General features: G+C 72.2%; 20 protein-coding genes. 7 read left to right on the top strand and 13 right to left on the bottom strand.

Annotated features, from left to right (window positions below; genetic code table 11):
- Nucleotide 1: 1 nt before the first annotated feature.
- The 3 genes from EAD89_RS05020 to EAD89_RS05010 form a co-directional block, all read right to left on the bottom strand.
- Nucleotides 2–1468 carry an MFS transporter gene (locus EAD89_RS05020; RefSeq protein ID WP_121674947.1) on the bottom strand — a complete coding sequence of 489 codons (1467 nt, stop codon included), beginning with the start codon at nt 1466–1468 and terminating at the stop codon, nt 2–4.
- Nucleotides 1469–1560: 92 nt separating this feature from the next.
- Nucleotides 1561–2817 (bottom strand): MFS transporter, encoded by a 1257-nt coding sequence (locus EAD89_RS05015; protein ID WP_121674911.1) that lies wholly within the window; start codon nt 2815–2817, stop codon nt 1561–1563.
- The gene (locus EAD89_RS05010; protein ID WP_121674910.1) at nt 2814–3524 is read right to left on the bottom strand and encodes a siderophore-interacting protein; all 711 of its coding nucleotides are present in this window, start codon (nt 3522–3524) and stop codon (nt 2814–2816) included. The genes EAD89_RS05015 and EAD89_RS05010 overlap by 4 nt, the downstream gene beginning before the upstream one ends.
- A 203-nt stretch (nt 3525–3727) precedes the next feature.
- Between EAD89_RS05010 and EAD89_RS05005 the strand changes: the two genes are divergently transcribed.
- The 3 genes from EAD89_RS05005 to EAD89_RS05000 all read left to right on the top strand — a co-directional run bounded on the left by EAD89_RS05005 (nt 3728) and on the right by EAD89_RS05000 (nt 5624).
- Complete coding sequence (locus tag EAD89_RS05005) at nt 3728–4288, top strand: GNAT family N-acetyltransferase (protein ID WP_121654723.1); 561 nt, start codon at nt 3728–3730, stop codon at nt 4286–4288.
- Between the two features lie 220 nt (nt 4289–4508).
- Nucleotides 4509–4694: a hypothetical protein gene (locus EAD89_RS30230; RefSeq protein WP_147458758.1), complete on the top strand. Its 186-nt coding sequence runs from the start codon at nt 4509–4511 to the stop codon at nt 4692–4694.
- A 129-nt stretch (nt 4695–4823) separates the two neighbouring features.
- Complete coding sequence (locus EAD89_RS05000) at nt 4824–5624, top strand: SDR family NAD(P)-dependent oxidoreductase (RefSeq protein WP_121674909.1); 801 nt, start codon at nt 4824–4826, stop codon at nt 5622–5624.
- 24 nt (nt 5625–5648) lie between these two features.
- Here the strand turns inward: EAD89_RS05000 and EAD89_RS04995 are convergent, their stop codons facing one another.
- The 4 genes from EAD89_RS04995 to EAD89_RS04985 form a co-directional block, all read right to left on the bottom strand.
- A complete protein-coding gene (locus EAD89_RS04995) occupies nt 5649–6716 on the bottom strand; it encodes a DUF2855 family protein (RefSeq protein WP_121674908.1) in 1068 nt (355 codons plus the stop codon).
- A 109-nt stretch (nt 6717–6825) separates the two neighbouring features.
- Nucleotides 6826–6999, bottom strand: coding sequence for a hypothetical protein (locus tag EAD89_RS30670; protein ID WP_199723418.1), 174 nt, complete (start codon nt 6997–6999; stop codon nt 6826–6828).
- Nucleotides 7000–7359: 360 nt separating this feature from the next.
- A complete protein-coding gene (locus EAD89_RS04990) occupies nt 7360–7692 on the bottom strand; it encodes a nuclear transport factor 2 family protein (RefSeq protein ID WP_121674907.1) in 333 nt (110 codons plus the stop codon).
- A 287-nt stretch (nt 7693–7979) separates the two neighbouring features.
- A complete protein-coding gene (locus EAD89_RS04985) occupies nt 7980–9587 on the bottom strand; it encodes an MFS transporter (RefSeq protein ID WP_121674906.1) in 1608 nt (535 codons plus the stop codon).
- A 112-nt stretch (nt 9588–9699) separates the two neighbouring features.
- Between EAD89_RS04985 and EAD89_RS04980 the strand changes: the two genes are divergently transcribed.
- The 3 genes from EAD89_RS04980 (at nt 9700) to EAD89_RS04970 (ending at nt 13214) form a co-directional block, all read left to right on the top strand.
- Complete coding sequence (locus tag EAD89_RS04980) at nt 9700–10179, top strand: helix-turn-helix domain-containing protein (protein WP_121654718.1); 480 nt, start codon at nt 9700–9702, stop codon at nt 10177–10179.
- Between the two features lie 76 nt (nt 10180–10255).
- Nucleotides 10256–11506 carry an HNH endonuclease signature motif containing protein gene (locus tag EAD89_RS04975; RefSeq protein WP_121674905.1) on the top strand — a complete coding sequence of 417 codons (1251 nt, stop codon included), beginning with the start codon at nt 10256–10258 and terminating at the stop codon, nt 11504–11506.
- A 307-nt stretch (nt 11507–11813) separates the two neighbouring features.
- Nucleotides 11814–13214, top strand: a complete 1401-nt coding sequence (locus tag EAD89_RS04970; protein ID WP_121674904.1) for an MFS transporter — start codon at nt 11814–11816, stop codon at nt 13212–13214.
- Here EAD89_RS04970 and EAD89_RS04965 read toward each other — a convergent pair.
- The 5 genes from EAD89_RS04965 to EAD89_RS04945 are packed head-to-tail and all read right to left on the bottom strand — an operon-like array spanning nt 13190 to nt 17767.
- Nucleotides 13190–13447: a UBP-type zinc finger domain-containing protein gene (locus EAD89_RS04965; protein ID WP_121656610.1), complete on the bottom strand. Its 258-nt coding sequence runs from the start codon at nt 13445–13447 to the stop codon at nt 13190–13192. The two genes, EAD89_RS04970 and EAD89_RS04965, sit on opposite strands and share 25 nt — an antisense overlap.
- On the bottom strand, nt 13444–15015 hold the full coding sequence (locus EAD89_RS04960; RefSeq protein ID WP_121674903.1) for a Na+/H+ antiporter: 1572 nt from the start codon (nt 15013–15015) through the stop codon (nt 13444–13446). Before EAD89_RS04960 ends, EAD89_RS04965 begins: the two co-directional genes overlap by 4 nt.
- Before the next feature lie 37 nt (nt 15016–15052).
- Nucleotides 15053–16018: a TIGR03885 family FMN-dependent LLM class oxidoreductase gene (locus tag EAD89_RS04955; protein ID WP_121674902.1), complete on the bottom strand. Its 966-nt coding sequence runs from the start codon at nt 16016–16018 to the stop codon at nt 15053–15055.
- A 60-nt stretch (nt 16019–16078) separates the two neighbouring features.
- The gene (locus tag EAD89_RS04950; RefSeq protein ID WP_121674901.1) at nt 16079–17491 is read right to left on the bottom strand and encodes an NADP-dependent succinic semialdehyde dehydrogenase; all 1413 of its coding nucleotides are present in this window, start codon (nt 17489–17491) and stop codon (nt 16079–16081) included.
- Between the two features lie 12 nt (nt 17492–17503).
- A complete protein-coding gene (locus EAD89_RS04945; RefSeq protein WP_121656614.1) occupies nt 17504–17767 on the bottom strand; it encodes a DUF6343 family protein in 264 nt (87 codons plus the stop codon).
- A 182-nt stretch (nt 17768–17949) separates the two neighbouring features.
- Between EAD89_RS04945 and EAD89_RS04940 the strand changes: the two genes are divergently transcribed.
- Entirely contained in the window at nt 17950–18801 is an 852-nt protein-coding gene (locus tag EAD89_RS04940) for a GDSL-type esterase/lipase family protein (protein WP_121674900.1), read from the top strand.
- A gap of 29 nt (nt 18802–18830) precedes the next feature.
- Here EAD89_RS04940 and EAD89_RS04935 read toward each other — a convergent pair whose 3' ends face one another.
- Nucleotides 18831–19523: an EcsC family protein gene (locus EAD89_RS04935; protein ID WP_121656616.1), complete on the bottom strand. Its 693-nt coding sequence runs from the start codon at nt 19521–19523 to the stop codon at nt 18831–18833.
- Between the last annotated feature and the right edge of the window lie 20 nt (nt 19524–19543).

Raw genomic sequence — 19543 nt, 5'->3', positions numbered from 1 at the left:
GCTACCCGCCGGCGGGCCCGGACTCCGATCGTTGCGCCCGGCGCAGCAGCCCGGCGGCCACCAGGCCACCGACCAGAACCGCGGCGGCGCCCACCGTCTGGCCGGTCTCCAACGCCGAGGCGAAGGCGACGGTCACCGCCTCCCGTTCCGGGCCTTCGTCGGCGGCGGCGAGGGCCGCCGGGAATGATCCGGCGCCGGCCAGGGCGGCCGGTAGCAGGGCGGCGAACCGAGCGTTCAGTACGGCGCCCAGCACGGCGATGCCGAGACTGCTGCCGACCTCGGTCATGGTGCCATCGACCCCCGCGCCGGCGCCGGCCTTCTCCGCCGGGATCGCGCTCATCACCGCCTCGACGATCGCCGGGTTGGCCAGGGCGCAGCCGACGCCCATGACGAGCAGCCCACCCAGCAGCACCCCGTAGCCGTCGGAGGGGACGAGGGTGACCACCGCGAGACCACCCGCGAGCAACGTCATCCCCACGGCGATGGCGGCGGCCAGCCCGAGCCGACGGATCAGGGCCGTGGCGACGCCGCTGACGTTGAGCAGCACGATGGACAGAGCGAAGGGCGCCATCCGCAGGCCGGCCTCCCAGGCGGGGTAGCCGCGGACGAACTGCAGGTGCTGGGTGAGCAGGAACAGCGCGCCGGTGGCGCCGAACGTGATCAGGACGACGCCGGAGATCGCGCCGACGAAGCGCCGGTCCCGGAAGAAGTGCATGTCCAGCATCGGGTCGGCGGCCCGCCGCTCCCATAGAACGAAGAGCCCGAGCAGGAGTACGCCGACGGCCGCGGCGCCCAGCACCTCGGCCGACGACCAACCCCGGTCCGGCCCGGAGATGATCGACCAGACGACGGCGGTCAGCCCGGTGGTGGAGAGCACCGCGCCGACCACGTCGAGGCGACCACCGGACGGATCACGGGACTCGGGGATCAGCGCACGGCCGACCACCAGGCAGACCAGCACGATGGGGACGTTCATCAGGAAGATGGCGCCCCACGGCAGGTGGGCGAGGATGGTGCCACCGATCGGCGGTCCAACGGCGAAGCCCAGCGCGCTGGTGGCGGCCCAGATGCCGATGGCCCGGGACCGTTCGGCACCGTCGAAGACCTGCATCGCGACCGCGAGGGTGGAGGTGACCAGCAGCGCCCCACCGATGCCCATTCCGGCCCGCGCCGCGATCAACTGCCCGCTGGTGCTGGAGAGGCCGGCGGCCAGCGAGCCGAGCCCGAACAGGACCAACCCGGCGAGGAGCATCCGGCGGCGCCCGTACCGATCGGCGGCGCTGCCCGCGGTGAGCAGCAGACCCGACAGCACCAGCGCGTACGCGTTGATCATCCATTGGACGTCGGCGGTGCTGGCGCCCAGCTCGGTGGTGAGCACCGGCACCGCCACGGTCAGCACCGTGTTGTCCAGCACCACGACGAGCTGGGCGGCACAGAGCACGGCCAGGATGAGCCACCGGTGGGGCAGCCGGGCCGATGCCCTGGTCGGGGTGGCCGGCGGAACCGCCGGCTCACCGACGACCGGCGCGTGCACGGCCGCCCCGCGTCGGCCACCGGATGTCACGCCACCGCCCGCACACCGTCCGGCGTGTGCTCGGTGGCGGGCCCGGGGCTGGGACACGGCGTGCGGGGGAACCGCCGCTGGTGTGCGAGGCCGAGGGCGACCCCGGCGACCACCAGCAGGATGGCGGCGACCGCGACGGCCGGATAGCCCACCTGGTCGGCCGCCGCGAGACCGAGGGAGGCGGCCACGAACGAGCAGACCAGCCCGAACGACGACAGCACGGTGAAGTCGGTGCCGCCGGTGTCGGGGCGGGAGTAGTCCATGTTGACCGTGTAGAGCACGACGTTGGCGATGGTGTACGCGACCATGAAACAGCAGAGCGCCGCGACCGTACCGCCCAGCGGCGCGCGACCGTTCATCAACGGCAGCAGCAGCATCGTCGACAACGCCAGGGCCAGGCCCCCGGCCACGAGCACGCCGCTGCGCCCGAACCGTCCGATCCCGAGCCCCGCGACCAGACCTGCCACGATGGCCGGCGCGCTGACCACCACACCCGTCACGACGCCGATCCGGCCCAACGACCAGCCCGCATCGACCAGGGCCGGCGTCACCAGGGCGTACGCCATTCCAGCGCCGACGTACACGAGGGGCACCACGCCGAACGTCCACCACCGGCATCCCGGCTGGCCGAACACCGACAGCAGCGCCCGGTAGGCCGTGCCGACCCGGGCCACCCGATCGGTACGGACCGGCTCGCGGAACCGCCACACCACCAGCAGGCCGACGGCCGTCAGCGCGGCCAGCAGGCTGATAGCCGGCACCCAGCCGAACCGGTCGTAGACCAGTACGCAGGCGCCACCACCGAGCAGGTTGCCGAGGTAGCTCGCCGCCACCTGGATGCCGTTGCCGGTCCCCCGAGCCGACTCGGTGAGCATCCGCACGGCCACCGCGTCCACCGCGATGTCCTGCGTGGCGGAGAAGAGGACGTACAGCGCGCAGATGGCGATGACCGGGCCGAGCGCGTCGGCCGGGCGGGAGAACGGCAGCAGCGCCAGCAGGGCGAGCACCAGGGCGCTCTGGAGCACGAGCAGCCAGGATCGGTAGTGGCCGCGGCGACGGGAGCCGTACCGGTCGAGGATCGGCGCCCAGAGGAACTTGACGGGCCAGATCAGACCGACGATCTGCAGCAGCGCCAGGGTCTCCAGCGAGGTGCCGCCGTCGCGCAGGATGGCGGTCAGCCCGACGGTGATGAAGCCGATGCCGAGATACTGCGTGCCGTACAGCGCGGTCAGGGTGCCGAGGCGACCCGTCATGCGGCTTTCCAGTACGCGAGGGACGTCAACTGCCCCTTGTCGACGCCCAGTGTGCGCCGCACGTGCCGGACGATGCTGCGGGTGCTGGCCGCCTCGCAGGCCACCCAGTAGTGGGCCGCGTCGCTGGCCGGCAGGGCCGCGCAGACCGTGTCGACCAGGTGTTGACCGGAGCCGCGCCGAGGCACCCAGGTGACGTCGTGGTGCGCCCGGGCCCGTGGCGTGAGCGCCTTCTCGCCCTCGTGGGCGTACTCCAGCCAGACCGTCGCCGGGATGTCGGCGCTGACGTCGAGCAGACTGTTCACCGCCGGCAGGGACGCCGCGTCGCCGACGAGGTAGAGGTGCTCGGGTGCGGGGTCGGGCAGGTGGAACGCGCTGCCCTGAACGGTGGCGCCGATGGTGTCGCCGACCTGTGCCGTGGTCGCCCAGCGGGCGGCGCAGCCGTCGTGGATGGCGAATTCGAGGCTGAACCGGCCGGTTGCCGGGTCGGGGTCCACCAACGTGTACGCGCGCTGGTGTGCCCGGCCGTCATTGTCGAACCACAGCCGGATCCACATCGTCGGGTGGACCCCGCACGCCTCCAGCAGGCCGCCACCGTCCAGGAGCAGCCGCTGGTAGTGCCCGTCGATCGACTCGGTGCCCAGCACGGTCAACCGAAAGTCCCGGCCTCCCATGGCCTTGAGGACCAGGGCCTCCCAGTTCCGTTTCACGCACCCCTCCAGGTAAGGTCAGCCTTCGTTAGGGGAGGGTAACCTAACTCGGCACCTGACGGAACATGCGTCTCCCTCGCTTCGGCGCAGTGCCTGAATGAGCCACGCCGACCGCGACGCGCGCCAGTTGTGGGCGGACGGGCATCGACGCGCTCGCCCGGTCACGGCCACCTCACCGCCCCTTCAGCAAAGGACAGCGCGACATGACATACCAGGAGAAGATCCCGGGCCTCGGCGAGTTGTCGCTGGTGACCGTCGAACCCGACCGGCACGCCGAACTCCTGCACACCTGGGTCACCCGCCCCCGCAACTCCTTCTGGGGCATGGGGTCGCACACGCTGGAACAGGTACGCGAGATCTACGCCTTCGTCGACAGCCTGCCGACGCACCACGCGTACCTGATTCTGATCGACGAGGAGCCGGTCGGCCTCTTCCAGACGTACCAGCCCGAGGCGGACCCGGTCGGCGAGCGCTACCAGGTCCAGCCCGGCGACGTCGGGATGCACCTGCTGCTCAGCCCCGACCGGCACCTCGCCCAGGGCCTCACCACCGCCGTCGGCCCCGCCCTCGCCCGCTTCCTGTTCCGCGACCCGGCCGCCCAGCGGATCGTCGTCGAGCCGGACGTGCGCAACCACCTCGCGCTACGCCGACTGGAGGTCGAGGGCTTCACCTTCGGGTCCGAGATCGACATGCCGGACAAGCGTGCCCAGCTCGCGTTCCTGACGCGCACCCGATTCGAGTCGGACCACCCGACGCCGGCCTGACCGCCGCCCGGCCACGGTCGGAGTGCGCACGGGGACGTGCGTCGGCGCATGACGATCGGCGATGCCGGGTAGGGTTCGGTGTACTGGTGTCGCCGGGCCGTCGCCCGAGATCGCGACACCGCGCTCTGGCGCCAGCGTGAGCGCCGCGTTCGTCACGAGGTTGTGCGGCAGGAGTTGCCGACGACCCGGGCGCACTCCTTGTTGAAGACAGGACTCCTGCATGACATCGAACGGCAATGATCGACCGGTGTTGTTTCTCGCCAATTCGGCCGCCGACGGGCTGGACAGCTCGGACGTGGCCTTCGACGGGAGCGAGGAAGCCATGCGACGCCTACGCCACCCGTTCGCGGTGACGCCGGCCCGGCCGGCGGCGATGGCGGGCGACAACCCGGATCAGCGCGACTGATCCGGGGGCACGCCACCCGCCGTGCCCGACTCCCACTGCCGGGTCTGGCCGGCGCCGTTACGGTCGAGGTTGCCGGAAGCGGTCCCCCGGCCCGGGGTGGCCGGGGAAACGCCGACGAACAGGACAACCATGACGGTTCACATCGATCTCGCGGGCAGGACCGCGCTGGTCACCGGTTCGACCCAGGGGATCGGCGCGGCCATCGCCACCGGCCTCGCCCGCGCGGGGGCCCGGGTGGCGGTCAACGGCCGTACCGCCGCCGGTGTCCAGAAGGCGGCGGTGGCGTTGCGGAGCGAGGTCCCCGGTGCCGACGTGATCGAGATCGACGCCGACGTCGCCAGCGACGAGGGCGCCGCGCGGACCCTCGACCTGCTGCCCACCGTCGACATCCTCGTCAACAATCTCGGCATCTTCGGCCCCACCCCCGCCCTGGAGATCTCGGATGACGAGTGGCGCCGCTACTTCGAGGTGAACGTGCTGGCCGGCGTCCGGCTGACCCGGGCCTACCTGCCCGCAATGATGGAGCGCGGCTGGGGGCGCGTGCAGTACATCGTCAGCGACTCGGCGGTGGCGATCCCGGCCGAAATGATCCACTACGGGGTCTCGAAGACGGCACTGCTCGGTGTCTCGCGCGGGTTCGCGAAGGCCGCGGCCGGCACGGGCGTGACCGTCAACTCCGTGCTCGCCGGGCCCACCCACACCGGAGGCGTCGAGAACTTCATCTCCGAGCTCATGGGCGACAGCCTGCCGTGGGATGAGGCGCAGCGGGAGTTCATGCGACTGCACCGGCCGCAGTCCCTGCTTCAGCGGCTGATCGAACCCGAGGAGATCGCCAACATGGTCACCTACCTCGCCTCTCCCCTGGCCTCCGCGACGACCGGCGCCGCGGTCCGGGTCGACGGCGGCTACGTCGACGCGATCATCCCGTAACCGTTTCGGTCGACCATCGGCCACTCACAACTGGACGACGTGACCCACCCGTGGTGGCGTACGGCCGTCGAGGACCTCCAGCCACGCGTGCCGCAGGGCTTCCGGCCCCGCACCGACCCGGACGTCGAGCCAGCCGGTCACCACGGCGGTGAACAGTTGCCAGGCCTCGGCGAACCGTTGGTCGAGCCCTTCGCGGCCCCACTCCTGGCTGCGCCTGCGCATCTGGACCGGCGCGAAGAACACCTCCTCGGCGGCGTCGGCGTTCGGGGTCTGGTTGGTGAGCCCGACCGCGATGTCCCGCATGAGCTGGCCACCGAGGCGCCGTCGCAGAGCGGCACGGGTCGACGGCGCGCCGGACAGGTCGAGATAGACCGTCGGGACCGCGTCGAGGACGCCGATGTCGTCGTAGGAGAGGACCTCGTCGTAGCAGCCGAGCGACCGCGTGAAGGCGAGGTTGCCGGGTGAGGTGAGCCCCACCAGACGCGGGCCACGACCGTGCAGTTCGAACGCCGTGGCGTAGGCGGTCTTGCTGGACGCCGACGACATCACCAACGACGCCGCGCCGTAGAAGCCGTTGTCGGCGACCTGGTCGGCCAGCATGAAGGAGGTGAAGAACAGCGGCCGGAACAGGATCAGCAGGTCCTCCTGCTCGGGCCGGTACGCCGGATCGCCGGTGGTCGACCGGTAGGCGTTGTACGGCGAGGGCAGCCCGGCCCGGTGCGTGCTCGCGTCGCGGAACCCGGACCCGTCCACCCGGTGCGGCCGGACCACGAGGTGACCCGCGGGCGGGAGGTAGCCGTAGACCCGCTGCCCCTCCGCGACCTCCGGAACCGTCGACGCGATCACCTCGGCGAAGCCCCACAGCGGCGGGAGCCCCCACTGCGACCCGAGCCCACGGGCGTCCGGCGGGAAGAACTGCCAGTAGCGCATCGACTCACCGAGCACCGCGTAGGTCACGTTGTTGGCGGTCAGGCCGACACGGTCCACCCGGAGCAGCGCCTCACCGTCGGACAGAGCGGACGTCGCGCCATCGACGATGGTGGTCCGGCCGAGGTCATCACGGGCCACGGCGAATGTCCATGAGGCAGGCATGGTCTGACGCTAGACAGTCCCGGAAACAGAGACAAGTGCACTCTCAGTGCAAAATCCCACTGGTCGTGGCGCGGGCCCGGCGACCGGCCCGCGCCGCGCCGCGCCATCCTCACGGCGAGATGGCGTCGGCGAGGTCGGCCGGGTCGAGATGCAGGGTGGCGAGCAGGCCGGAGTGCTTGGCCGGGTCGACCCGCTCCGGCAGCTCGCGCTCCACCCAGTCGGCCCTGGCCTGCTGACCCCGGTCGCGGAGAGCGCTGACGATTCGGTGCCTGTCGATCATCATCTGGTGCTCCCTGGTTGGGCCGTCCGAAACGCTCATGCTCGCGGACGGCGGTGTGAACGGGCCGGAATCCACCACCGGCCAACGCGCCGAACCCGACTGCGCGGTGAAATCAGACGGCCGGGACGCGGTCGGTGATCAACCAACACGATCAGCACGTCGCAGCGACTGGGGATGACGATCGTTGACGCCCCTTGGGCCGGTGGCGACGTATGGCGACCACCGGGGCCCCGGGCGACACGCTCACCGTACGCCCTCGGTGCGCTGCCCTGCACCTCGCACGGGCGATCCACGAAACCCCGGAAGCCGACCGCAACGGCAACAGCGGTCCGCGGGACAGCTTCGTCGATCGTGCGCGGCTCGTCAGGGTGCGATGCGCAGGGCCCTGATCACGTTGGCGTCGTAGTCGCTGAAGCGGAACCGAAGCCCGGCGAACGGGCTGCCGGGAAAGTCGCCGGTGATCGTCGCGGTCACGACGGTACCGGCGGGCGTGTCCTGCACGTCGGTGAGGTCGTACGACACCCGGGACACCGCACGGCGCCACTCGCGGATGGCCGCGATGCCGCGGTACTCGGTCGACTCGTCCTCGACGACGGCGTCATCGGCGAACAGGGCGAAATAGTCCTCGGAGTCCGGCTGGCCGACCAGCTCGAAGTACCGGCGGATGATGGTCGGCGCGACCTGGTCGGCAGTCATGGGTTCGATGTCCCTTCTGGACACTGTTGTGCGGGTCGGGTCAGACCGTCGACATGGTGCCGCCGTCGATCGTGCGGCGACGTTCGCCGGTTGCGGTCGAAGGCCACCTCGACCAGCCGCGCCGGGCGACCCGGCGGGACCGCGCTCGGGGATTCCCTCAGGTGCCCGGGAGCGGTGTCCCGGTCGACGCCGTTTCGGGCGGCGAGACGGTCGACCAGCGCGTCGGCGGCGGTAATGGTCAGAGTAAAGCCGGGGTGTGACGCTGTGACCCGGACGCCGTACGGCGCCTAGTGCTGGTGCGGCCGGTTGCGGACCAGGGCGAGAGCGAGCACGGCGGTCGCGAGGAAGACGATGCCGTTGACCCGCAGCCCGGCCTGCACGCCAGCGGTCAGGGCCTCGGCGAGGGCCGACCGGACCGGGTCGGGCAGCGCCGGGTCGCCGGTGGCGCCGCCGGCCACCGCCGTCCGCACCGCCGTCCGAGTGGGCTCGCCCACCTGGTGAGCGGCGAGCCGCTCGGGCAGGTCGGCCAGCATCGTGGTGGTGAGCAGCGTGCCCAGCAGGGACGAGCCGAGCACCGAGCCGACCTGGCGGGCGGCGTTCACCGCGCCGGAGGCCATGCCCGCCTGGGCGGGCGCGACGCTGGCCAACGCCGCCGCCGTCGCCGGGGCCACCACCAGTGCGCTGGCGGCACCGAACAACGCCAGCAGCGGCCAGCGCTGGTCGAACGGGGTGGCCGGGCCCTGGGCGGCCAGACCGAAACTGGCCGCGGCACCGAGGACGAGACCGGCGGTGAGCGGGGCCTTGAATCCGGTACGGCGGATCGCCCGCCCGGCGGCGAAGGCGACGACCGCGTAGACACCGAAGAGCACCAGCATCCGCCAGCCGGTGTCGAGCGGGCTGAGCGCCTGAGCACGCTCGTGGAACAGGACGAGCAGGATCGCCACACCGGTGAAGCCGAACAGCGACACCGCCGCGACGACCATGACGGCGCTGAACGACGCGGACCGGAACAGCCGTACGTCGAGCATCGGTGCGCTGGCGCGCAGCTCGACCAGCACGAACCCGACCAGCGCGGCGGCGGAGACGATCCAGGTCGTGGCCACGACCGGGCTGGTGTAGCCGTCCCGGCCGCCCCTGATCATCGCGTAGACGGCGGCGGCGATGGCGATGGTGCCGAGCAGCAGGCCGGCTACGTCCAGGCGACCCGCGCCCTGCCGGGACTCGGCCACCCCGATCGCGGCCACGACGAGGGTCACCACGCCCAGCACGATCGTCGACAGGAAGACGCTGTTCCAGTGGAAGTGCCGCAGCAGGGTGCCGGCGATCAGCGGGCCGACCGCCAGGCCGATGCCGGAGGCGGCCGACCAGGCGGTGATGACCTCGGTGCGGCGGTGCGGGTCGGTGAAGGTCGCGCCTAGGATCGCCAGGCTGTTCGGCAGGATCAGTGCCCCGCCGAGGCCCGCCACCAACTGCCCGACGATCACCCAGGCCACGGTGGGAGCACCGGCCACGACGGCGCCGCCAACGATCATGGTGAGGACGCCGGCGCCGAACATTCGCCTGCGCCCGTACCGGTTGCCGAGCGTGGCGGCGGACAGCACCAGGCTCGCCACCACCAGGGTGTAGGCGCTGGGGATCCAGATGACGGTGGTCGGGTCGACCCGCAGGTCTCGCTGGATGGTGGTCAGGGCGGACACGGTCGCGGTGATCTGGAGGAACGTGATCATCGCGCCCAGGCACATGGCGATCAGCGTCACCGCGTGCGAGCCGCGGATGGCCCGACGCCCGGTGCCGGCCGGCCCGGATGTCCGCGGCCGGTCAGCTCTGCCGGGCCGGTCGGCGTCCTGTGGGCGTGTCGACCCGGTCAGGGCGGTGCTGCTGGGCTGAGTGGTCACGAAACGTCCTCAAAGTCAGTCGATTCCGGATCTGACTTCTGCCTATAGAAGCCAGCAATCACCCAGTGAAGCACCTGACTAGCTTCACCGCAAGCCAGGTACGCTGGAAGGCATGGAGGACCTCCGGAACGACCGCGACTCCTGGTCGAACGCGAACTGCTCGATCGCACGTGCGATGGACATCGTGGGCAGCAGGTCAACGATCCTGATCATGCGCGACGCCCTGCTCGGCACGAGGCGTTTCGATGACTTCGTCCGCCGAGTCGGGATCGGTGAGCCCGCCATGGCGGCCCGACTCAAGGAACTGGTCGGCGCCGGCCTCCTCGAACGGATCCCCTACCGGGAGCCGGGGCAGCGCACCCGCCACGAATACCAGCTCACGGCCAAGGGGCGCGAACTCGTGCCGGTCATCACCGCGCTGCGCAACTGGGGCGACACCTGGGCCACCGACGACACCGGCCCCCCGATTCTCGCCACCCACCACGACTGCGGCCAACCGGTCCGAGCGGTCCTCCGCTGCGAAGCCGGCCACGACGTCGCGGACGGTGACGTCGACATCATCGCCGGCCCGGGCCTGATCCGGCAGGGGTGACGCGCGCACTGCGCGGCTGCGGCAGCCATCGATCTTGGTGATCAAATTTGTCGTACAGGTGTTCTAGTGTCAGGTCGTGGTCGAGGAGTTGGCGCAGGCGGAGGACGCGGTGGCGGCGTGCCTCGACGCGGCCACCTGGGCCGCATCGGAGCATGACCTGATCGCGGCGCTCGACGCCGCGCACCGGCTCGAGCAGCGCCTGGCCGCGGTCAAACTGACCCTGGTACGCGAGCTCGACGGCCGGGGCACAGCCGTCGCGCAGGGCGCGTCCTCAACGGCGATCTGGCTACGCGAACGGCTACGACTCACCGTCCCCGCCGCCCGCCGACTGGTCGACCTCGCCGCCGCGCTGGACGCCGGCACCCCCGGAGTGCGCCGCGCTCTGGCCGACGGGCACATCAGCGTGGAACAGGCCCGCGTCATCGGCGAGACGGTCAGCACGGTGCACGCTGCCGCGGGTGCTGAAGCCGCCGACAAGGCCATCGGTGTCCTGGTCGACTGGGCCGGACAATTCGACCCCGCCCTGCTGCGCAAGCTGAGCACCCGGATCCTCGACCACGTCGCCCCCGAGATCGCCGACGCCACCGACCGCGCCGCACTGGAAGCCGAAGCCCAACGATCCACCCGAGACCGCCACCTCACCCTCTCCGAGCTCCGCGACGGCCGCCTGCGCCTCACCGGCAACCTCGACGCCGAAACAGCCGGCCTGCTGCGCGCCGCCATCGACCCCCTGACCGCACCATCGGGCCCCGACGACACCCGCACCCCCGGACAACGCCGCCACGACGCCCTCGCCGACCTCTGCCGACTCACCCTGCGCACCACAGAACTACCCGAGCACGGCGGCGAACCCGCCCACATCGTCGTCACCACCAGCTACGACACCCTGCTCCAGCAACTCGACGCTGGCACTCTCGACACCGGCCTACGGCTCACCCCGCAGACCGTGCGCCGACTCGCCTGCGACGCGGCGATCCTGCCCGCCGTCCTCGGCGGCGCCGGTCAGACCCTCGACCTGGGTAGGCAACGCCGACTCATCACCGGACCCCTGCGACGCGCCCTCGTCCTGCGCGACCGCGGCTGCGCCTTCCCCGGCTGCGACAGACCACCCCGCTGGTGCGACGCCCACCACATCCACCACTGGGCCGACGGCGGCCCCACCAACCTGACCAACGCGGTGCTGCTCTGCGGCCACCACCACCGCCACCTACACCACAGCGACTGGACCGTCCACCTCAACGCCGACGGCCACCCCGACTTCATCCCACCCGCCTGGCTCGACCCCACCCAACTCCCCCGCCGCAACCACTACCACCGGCGCACGTGAGCTCCCCAAGAATTTGAATCCCTAAACGACCGGAGCCGACAAGCGAACCGGAGCCAGCAAAACGCGCCGGAGCCAGCGAACGAACCGGAGCCAGCAAACGAACCGGAGCCAGCAAACGAACCGGAGCCAGCAAAACGCGCCGGAGCCAGCGAACGAACCGGAGCCAGCGAACGAACGGGGGCCAGCGAACGAACGGGAGCCAGCGAACGAACGGGGGCCAGTGACCGAGCTGAAGGCGGCTGTGACGGGGGCCGCACCGAGCGGGGCATCGATGCGCACGCGTCGGTCCTAGGGTCGAGGTGTGGGCATGCGGGCGGGGGTTCGCGGCCGCTGGCGGTCGCTGTCGCCGCTGCCGCCGCCCGGTCGGCTGCGCACCCTGTCGCTGGCCACCCTCGCCAACACGGTCGGCACCGGGCTGTGGGTGACCGGGGCGGCGCTCTACCTCACCCGGGTCGTGGGGCTGACCCCGACCGAGGTGGGGCTGGGGCTCACGCTCGCCGGCCTGGTCGGGCTCACCGCCAGCGTGCCGCTCGGCGGGCTGGCCGACCGGCGTGATCCCCGGACCCTCCGGGCGGCCCTCCAGCTGGTGCAGGCCGCCGTCGCCGCCGCGTACCTGCTGGTGAACTCGTTTCCCGTATTCCTGCTGGTGGCCACCCTCGACGCGCTGCTGGTGTCCGGCAACCTGGCGGTCCGCGCCGCGCTGGTCGCCGCGGTGGGTGGCCCGGACGGCCGGGTGCACGCCTTCGCCACCCTGCGCGCGGTGGCCAACCTGGGCGTGGCGCTCGGCGCGGGGCTGGCCGGGTTCGCGCTGGTGGCGGACACCGGTTGGGCGTACCGGCTGCTGGTGCTGGGCAACGTTGCCACCTATCTGGTCTCGGCGACGCTGATCATGCGACTGCCGGCACACCCGCGGACGAAGCCAACGAAGCCGACGGAACCAGCGGAACTGACGGAGCCGACCGAACTGACGGAACCAACGAAGCCGACGGAACTGACGGAACCGACGAAGCCGACGGAACTGACGGAACCGACGGGGCCGACGGGGCCGGCGGCCGGCGGGCGGCGCGGGCCCGGACGGGCGTTGCGCGACGGGCCGTTCCTCCTGGTCGCCGGAGCCTCGGCGGTGCTCTCCCTGCACTGGGTGGTGTTGACGCTGGTGCTGCCGCTGTGGGTGGTGACCCGCACCGACGCGCCGCCGGTGACCGTGTCCGCGGTACTGCTGGTCAACACGCTGCTCACCGTGCTGCTCGCGGTACGCCTGAGCCGTGCTGCACGCCGCGCGCTGCCGGCGGCGGCGACGATGCGCCGGGCCGGGCTCGTGCTCGCGGCGGGGATGTTGCTGTGGGCCGCGACCGCCGCGGCGCCGACCCCGGCGGCGGTCGGCCTGCTCCTGGCCGCCACGGTGGTCTACACCCTCGGCGACCTGTGGCACGCCAGCGCCGGAGCGGCATTGGCGTACGACCTGGCCGCCCCGGACGCCATCGGCGCCTACCAGGGGGTGGACGGCCTGCTCGCCGGGCTGGCCCGCGCGGCCGGGCCGGCCCTGCTGACCTGGCTGATCATCGACGGCGGCCCGGTCGGCTGGCTGGTGCTGGCCGGGCTGCTCGCCGTCACCGGTCTGGCCGTGCCGCCGCTCACCCGACGGGCCCTGGCGAGACGCGTCGAATCACATCCGGCCAGCGATCAGCCGATCTCCTCGTCGACGTAGCACCAGCGCCAGGCCTCGCCCGGCTGCACGGAGCGGATCACCGGGTGGCCGCTGGACTCGAAGTGCTTCGTCGCGTGCTGGTACGGCGACGAGTCACAGCAGCCGACGTGCCCGCAGGTCAGACAGGCCCGCAGGTGCACCCAGTCGGCGTTGCCGATGGCGACGCAGTCGGGGCACTCCTCGGTGGTGTGTGGCTCCACCGCACCCGCCTCGGTCAGATGCTGACAGCTCACTTCTGGACCTCCCGCAGCAACGACTCTTCCAGGTCCAGGTCACGATAGGCCCGCACCAGCACCTCCTCCGGAATCCGACCGGAGTCCCGGGCAGCCCGGAACACCTCCCGCTCGGCGTCGATCATCTCTTGTCGCAGCCGACCGTACGCCTGCGACGGGGTCTCCCGCTCGGCGCCACCGAGCCGTTCCCAGGCCATGTTGGTGCGGTCCTCCGACGCCCGGCGCAGCCGGTCCACCACCGCCTCCGGGGCGCTGTCGGCCAGCTCGTCGAGGCGCTCCCGGGCGGCCCGGCTGGCCTGCTGCTGCACGCCGGCGGCCGACAACGCGTCCTGCACCGGGTCGTCCTGGGGCAGCTTCAGCCGGCGGGCGACGAACGGCAGCGTGGCCCCCTGGCCGACCAGGGTGACCACGATCACCGCGAAGGCCAGCCAGATGAACAACGCCCTCGGGTACGGCCGGTCGTCGGCCAGGGTGAGCGGCAGGGCCAGCGCGGCGGCCAGGGTGACCACACCCCGCATGCCGGCCCAACCGATGACGATGGGGAACTTCGGCGACGGGGCCGGGTCCCGGCGACGGATCCGGGGGACCAACCGGGCCAGGTAGGTGGCCGGGAAGAGCCAGACGAACCGGGTGAGGAAGACGGTGGCGAGCACCGCGAGGGTGATCGCGGTGAGCGAGCCGAACGGCTCGTCGAGGTCCCGCAGCACGTCCGGCAGCTGGAGCCCGACCAGCAGGAAGACCAGCCCCTCCAGCAGGAAGCGGGCCAGCCGCCAGAACGCGCCGACCTGCAACCGGGAGGCGGCCGAGAGCAACCGGGGCAGCTTGTGGCCGAGCACCAGCCCGGTGACCACCACCGCGACGACGCCGGAGGCGTGGACCTCCTCGGCGCCGAACACCACGGCGAAGGGGATGATCAACGACAACGCGTTGTCCAGCAGTGGATCGTGGATCCGCCGGTGCAGGAAGCCGAAGACCACCGCACCGAGCAGACCGATCAGGATGCCGCCGCCGGCGGACCGCAGCACCTCGATGGTGACGTTTGCGGTGCCGACCGCCGAACCGGCGGTCGCCAGCGTCGCGACCCGGAGCAGCACCAGCGCCGTCGCGTCGTTGACCAGGCTCTCCCCCTCGAGGATGGTGACCACCCGGCGGGGCAGCCCGACCCGCCGGGCGACCGCGGTGGCGGCCACCGCGTCCGGCGGCGCGACCACCGCGCCGAGGGCCAGGCAGATCGCGAAGGGCACCTGCGGCAGCAGCAGGTGCAGCACGAACCCGACCACGAACGCGGTGAACAGCACCAGGCCGACGGCGAGCAGCAGGATCGGCCGGATGTTGTTCTTGAACGCCGGCACCGAGGTCTCCAGCGCTGCCACGTAGAGCAGCGGCGGCAGGATGCCGACCAGCACCAACTCCGGGTCAAGGTGCACCTGCGGAAGGCCCGGTACGAAGGAGAGCGCCAGACCGAGTACGACCAGCACGATCGGCGCGAGCAGGCCGAGCCGGCGGGCCAGCGCCGCGCCCAGGGTGGCGATCGCCAGGAAGACGACGACCGGAAACAGGCTTTCCATGGGGTACGAGCCTAGGGTGCGACGGACCGCGCCCTGATCACGAGGCCGTCCGCAGCTTCGGCAGTACCTCGGTGCCGAACGCGTCGATGAACCGGCGCTGCTCCTGCCCGACGTGATGCAGGGCGATCTGGTCGAACCCGAGTTCCACGTACTCCTCCAGCCAGCCCACGTGCCGGCCCAGGTCGGCCGAGACGTTCACGACCTGCGCGACCCGTTCCGGCGGCACGTCGGCCGAGACGACGTCGAAGTGCTCGACGGTCTCCAGGTCCCAGCAGACCGGCGGGGCGAAGACGTTGCTGCGCCACTGGTCGTACGCGAGCGCCTCGGCCTGTGCCTGCTCCGGCGCCCAGCTGACGTGCACCTGCAGGTGCAGCGGACCGCGTCCGCCGGCGTCCCGGTACCCGTCGATCATTTCGCGCAGGTGGGCCGTCGGCGCGTTCACCGTGATCAGCCCGTCCGCCCACTCGGCGCACCAGCGGGCGGTGGCGACGCTGACCGCGGCGCCGACCAGCGCGGGTGGCTGCTCGGGCCGGGTCCACAGCCGGGCCCGGTCCACCCGGACCAGGCCGTCGTGGCTGACCTCCTCGCCGGCCAGCAGTGCGCGGATCACGTCCACGCACTCGCGCAGGCGGGCCGCGCGTACGTCCTTGCGCGGCCACGGGTCGCCGGTGATGTGCTCGTTGCTGGCCTCACCGGTGCCCAGCGCGGCCCAGAACCGGCCCGGGTACATCGCGCCGAGGGTGCCGATCGCCTGCGCGATGATCGCCGGGTGGTAGCGCTGGCCGGGGGCGTTGACCACGCCGAACGACATGCCGGTGGCCTGCAGCGCGGCGCCCAGCCAGGACCAGGCGAAGCCGGATTCGCCCTGCCGGGCGCTCCACGGGGAGAAGTGGTCCGAGCACATGGCGGCGTCGAAGCCGGCCCGCTCGGCGTGCATCACCGCCTCCAGCAGGGCGCGCGGGTGGATCTGCTCGTGGGACGCGTGAAAGCCGAACACCGTCATGGACGCACTTCCTACCCAGGACGGCGTCCGGTTGAACCGCTCGGGCCGGCCGCCCGCCGGTTACTCGGCGTGCGCGCCCGCGCCGGCCGAGGCCGCGCCCTCCCCCACCCAGACCGTCTTGGTGTTGCAGAACTCCCGCATGCCCAGCGCGGACAGCTCCCGGCCGTAGCCGGAGTTCTTCACGCCGCCGAACGGCAGCTCCGGGAAGGAGGTGGTCATGCCGTTGATGAACACGTTGCCGGCGTCCAGGTCGGTGGCGAAGCGCTCCTGCTCGGCCGGGTCACGGGTCCAGGCGTTCGAGCCGAGCCCGAAGGAGGTGCCGTTGGCCACCTCGATCGCCTCCTCGTACGACGACACCCGGTACAGCCCGGCGACCGGGCCGAAGACCTCCTCACGCCACATCCGCATCTGCGGGGTGAGGTCGGTGACCACCGTCGGCGGGTAGAACCAGCCGTCCCCGGCCGGCAACTCGCCGCCGCAGAGCACGGTCGCGCCGTTGTCCACCGCGTCGCGCACCTGGGCGTGGACCTCGTCGCGACCGCCCTGGCTGGCCAGCGGCCCCACGTCGGTGTCCTTGTCCATCGGGTCGCCGACCCGCAACGCGGCCATGTTCGCGGCGAACTTCTCGGCGAAGGCGTCGAAGACGTCGGTGTGCACGATGAACCGCTTCGCCGCGATGCAGGACTGGCCGTTGTTCTGGCAGCGCGCGGTGGTGGCCACCTCGGCGGCCCGGTCCAGGTCGGCCGAGGGCATCACCACGAACGGGTCGCTGCCGCCCAGCTCGAGCACCGTCTTCTTCAGTTCGCGGCCGGCGACCTGGGCGATGGAACGGCCGGCGCGCTCGCTACCGGTGAGTGTGGCGGCGCGTACGCGGGGGTCGCTGAGGATCCGATCGACGGCCTCCGAGCCGACCAGCAGGGTGGTGAACGCGCCCTCGGGGAAGCCGGCCCGGCGGAACACGTCCTCCAGCAGCAGCGCGGTCTGCGGCACGTTCGACGCGTGCTTGAGCAGGCCGGTGTTGCCGGCCATCAGCGCCGGCGCGGCGAAGCGCATCACCTGCCAGAGCGGGAAGTTCCACGGCATCACGGCGAGCACCGGGCCGATCGGCTGGTAGCGGATGAACGCCCGGGTCGCGGTCACGGCCTTGGCGTCGGCCGGCTCGTCGGCGAGGAACGAGGGCGCCCGGTCGGCGTAGAACCGGCAGGCCGAGGCGCATTTGGTCACCTCGGCCTGCGCCGCGACGTACGTCTTGCCCATCTCGGTGGTCATGATCCGGGCGATCTCGTCCCGGTCGGCCTCCAGCAGGTCGGCCGCAGCGTGCATCCACCGGGCCCGCTGGTCGACGGTGGTGCCGCGCAGCTGCTGGTACGCGAGTTCGGTGCGCTCGATGGCGGCGTCGAGCTGCTCGGTGGACATCGCTTCGTAGGTCTTGAGCACCTGTCCGGTGGCCGGGTTGGTGGTGGCGATGGGCATCTCGTCCTCCTGTCACTCGAACAGTGAGTGCCTGACGCCCGGCTCCTCGCGGCGGCGGGCGGCGCGGCGGCGCTGGATCACGACCAGGTCGACCACGGCGACCACGGCGAAGATCGCGCAGAGAACGCCGAGCCAGGCGAGGTCGGCCCAGAACGCCAGCACCGCGAAGAGCACCATGATCACCAGCCCGAAGCCGGCGAGGGCGAGGCGGAGGTTCAGCGCGCTGTACGCGTGGCCGACCGTGCCACGGGCACGCCGGGGCTGCGATCTCGTCATAACTCCCGACCTACCCCAGATCGCCAGCGTTAACCCGGCCTCGCGGCGTGACCCGCGTCCGTAGCACATCGCGCCGCCACGCCGGGCGCTCTGCCGCATACCCGACAGCAACTTCCCGGCAGACCGCGTCCTACGCATAGAGTTACCGCGCTGTCGCTCTGTGCTGCGAGACGGGGGATGTCATGCCTCGACGCTGGGTCGCCGCGCTGGCCTGTCTCGCGGCGCTGGTCGCACTGGCCTGCGAGGGCGGCACCTCCGCGACTCCCCGCCCCACCAAGGGCACTCCGCAGCCCGGTGGCCCCGGCAGCATCGCCGCGCTCGGCGACTCGATCAGCACCGGCTTCGCGTCCTGCCTGGTGCTCACCTCCTGCGAGCGCAACTCCTGGTCGACCGGCGACGGCCTGCGGGTGCGCAGCCTCTACCGGCGGCTGCTCGACCAGGACCCCGCGATCCGCGACCGGACGTACAACCACGCCCGGCCGGGTGCCCGCGCCGACGCGCTGGAGGGCCAGGCGAAGGCTGCGGTACGCGACCGCGCCGACTACGTCACCGTGCTGATCGGGGCCAACGACGTCTGCCGGGGTGGCGTCGACGCCATGACGCCGGTGGCGCGGTTCCGGGCCGACGTGGACCGGGGCCTGCGGGCGCTGCGGACCGGCCGGCCGAAGGCCCGGGTGCTGGTGGTGAGCATTCCCGACCTGTACCGGCTCTGGGAGGTCGGACACGGCGACTCGCGGGCGGTACGCGCCTGGCGGCGGGGCGTCTGCCCGGCCCTGCTGGCCGACGCGACCTCGACGGCCCCCGCAGACCGGGCCCGCCGGGCCGCCGTCCGGGACCGGATCGACGCCTACAACGCCCAGTTGGTGGCCGCCTGCCGGGCGTACGGGTCACGCTGCCGGCACGACGGCGGCGCGGTGTACAAGGTCCGGTTCACCCTGGACCTGCTGAACCCGCTGGACTGGTTCCACCCGAACGCCGGCGGGCAGGGGCGGCTCGCGGAGGTGACCTGGCGCGCCTCCGGCCTGGCCGACTGACCGGCCGGACACACCTGCGGACGGGCGGGTCAGGGGTCTCGGGGCTCCGGCACGGTGGCACCGCGCGGGCGGTAGAGCGCACGGGAGCGCTCCGCGAGATCCTTGGTGGCCGACGAGTTGGCCCAGGTGCCGAGCACGATCGCCGCGCCGGGCACGACCTTGGCCACCATCCGCTTGGCCGCCCGGACGCCGGCCATCTGCGCCAGCCGTACGCCGAGCCGCAGCATGACGTGGCCGAGTGGACGCTGGCCGCCCAGGCCGAAGAGCGCGTCGGCGCGTTCCCGGCCGGCGGCCACGCCGAGCGCCAGCCGGGCGCTCTCGGCGACCTTGTGCACCCGCTGGAGCACCAGCAGGTCGGTGGCCCGGTCGGTGTGCAACGGGTCGACGTCGTACGCGGCGGCGATGTGCAGGACCATCCGCGCCTGGGTCCAGGCCAGCACACCCACGTCGAGCACGGCGCCGGGCAGCCCGGCCGCGCCGGACACGGCACCGGAGAGGCGGGCCAGGTTGAGGAACTTGCGGGCCGCCTGGTCGGCCAGGACGTCGGCCGCGACGCCGGGCTGATCGGCCCGGGCGCGGGCGGCCCACTGGGCTGCCTCCGGCCCGAGCCGGCGCACCGCCTCCAGGGCGAGGTGCTCCGGCGCGTACTGCGGATCCGCGCGCATCCGGTCCCAGAGCCGGGCCGGCGGACCCTCGGGGGCGTCCACCGGAGGGGTCGGCAGGTCGGTGGACGGTTGGGGGG

It is taken from the genome of Micromonospora sp. BL4 (assembly GCF_003667505.1).
Lineage (GTDB): Bacteria > Actinomycetota > Actinomycetes > Mycobacteriales > Micromonosporaceae > Micromonospora.
This window is presented reverse-complemented; position numbering and strand designations above follow the sequence as displayed.

Excerpts from the sequence above, each read along its gene's own strand:
- EAD89_RS05015 (WP_121674911.1), bottom strand. The coding sequence starts at position 2,817 with ATGACGGGTCGCCTCGGCACCCTGACCGCGCTGTACGGCACGCAGTAT.
- EAD89_RS05005 (WP_121654723.1), top strand. The coding sequence starts at position 3,728 with ATGACATACCAGGAGAAGATCCCGGGCCTCGGCGAGTTGTCGCTGGTG.
- EAD89_RS30230 (WP_147458758.1), top strand. The coding sequence starts at position 4,509 with ATGACATCGAACGGCAATGATCGACCGGTGTTGTTTCTCGCCAATTCG.
- EAD89_RS05000 (WP_121674909.1), top strand. The coding sequence starts at position 4,824 with ATGACGGTTCACATCGATCTCGCGGGCAGGACCGCGCTGGTCACCGGT.
- EAD89_RS04995 (WP_121674908.1), bottom strand. The coding sequence starts at position 6,716 with ATGCCTGCCTCATGGACATTCGCCGTGGCCCGTGATGACCTCGGCCGG.
- EAD89_RS30670 (WP_199723418.1), bottom strand. The coding sequence starts at position 6,999 with ATGATGATCGACAGGCACCGAATCGTCAGCGCTCTCCGCGACCGGGGT.
- EAD89_RS04990 (WP_121674907.1), bottom strand. The coding sequence starts at position 7,692 with ATGACTGCCGACCAGGTCGCGCCGACCATCATCCGCCGGTACTTCGAG.
- EAD89_RS04980 (WP_121654718.1), top strand. The coding sequence starts at position 9,700 with ATGGAGGACCTCCGGAACGACCGCGACTCCTGGTCGAACGCGAACTGC.
- EAD89_RS04970 (WP_121674904.1), top strand. The coding sequence starts at position 11,814 with ATGCGGGCGGGGGTTCGCGGCCGCTGGCGGTCGCTGTCGCCGCTGCCG.
- EAD89_RS04960 (WP_121674903.1), bottom strand. The coding sequence starts at position 15,015 with ATGGAAAGCCTGTTTCCGGTCGTCGTCTTCCTGGCGATCGCCACCCTG.
- EAD89_RS04955 (WP_121674902.1), bottom strand. The coding sequence starts at position 16,018 with ATGACGGTGTTCGGCTTTCACGCGTCCCACGAGCAGATCCACCCGCGC.
- EAD89_RS04950 (WP_121674901.1), bottom strand. The coding sequence starts at position 17,491 with ATGCCCATCGCCACCACCAACCCGGCCACCGGACAGGTGCTCAAGACC.
- EAD89_RS04945 (WP_121656614.1), bottom strand. The coding sequence starts at position 17,767 with ATGACGAGATCGCAGCCCCGGCGTGCCCGTGGCACGGTCGGCCACGCG.
- EAD89_RS04940 (WP_121674900.1), top strand. The coding sequence starts at position 17,950 with ATGCCTCGACGCTGGGTCGCCGCGCTGGCCTGTCTCGCGGCGCTGGTC.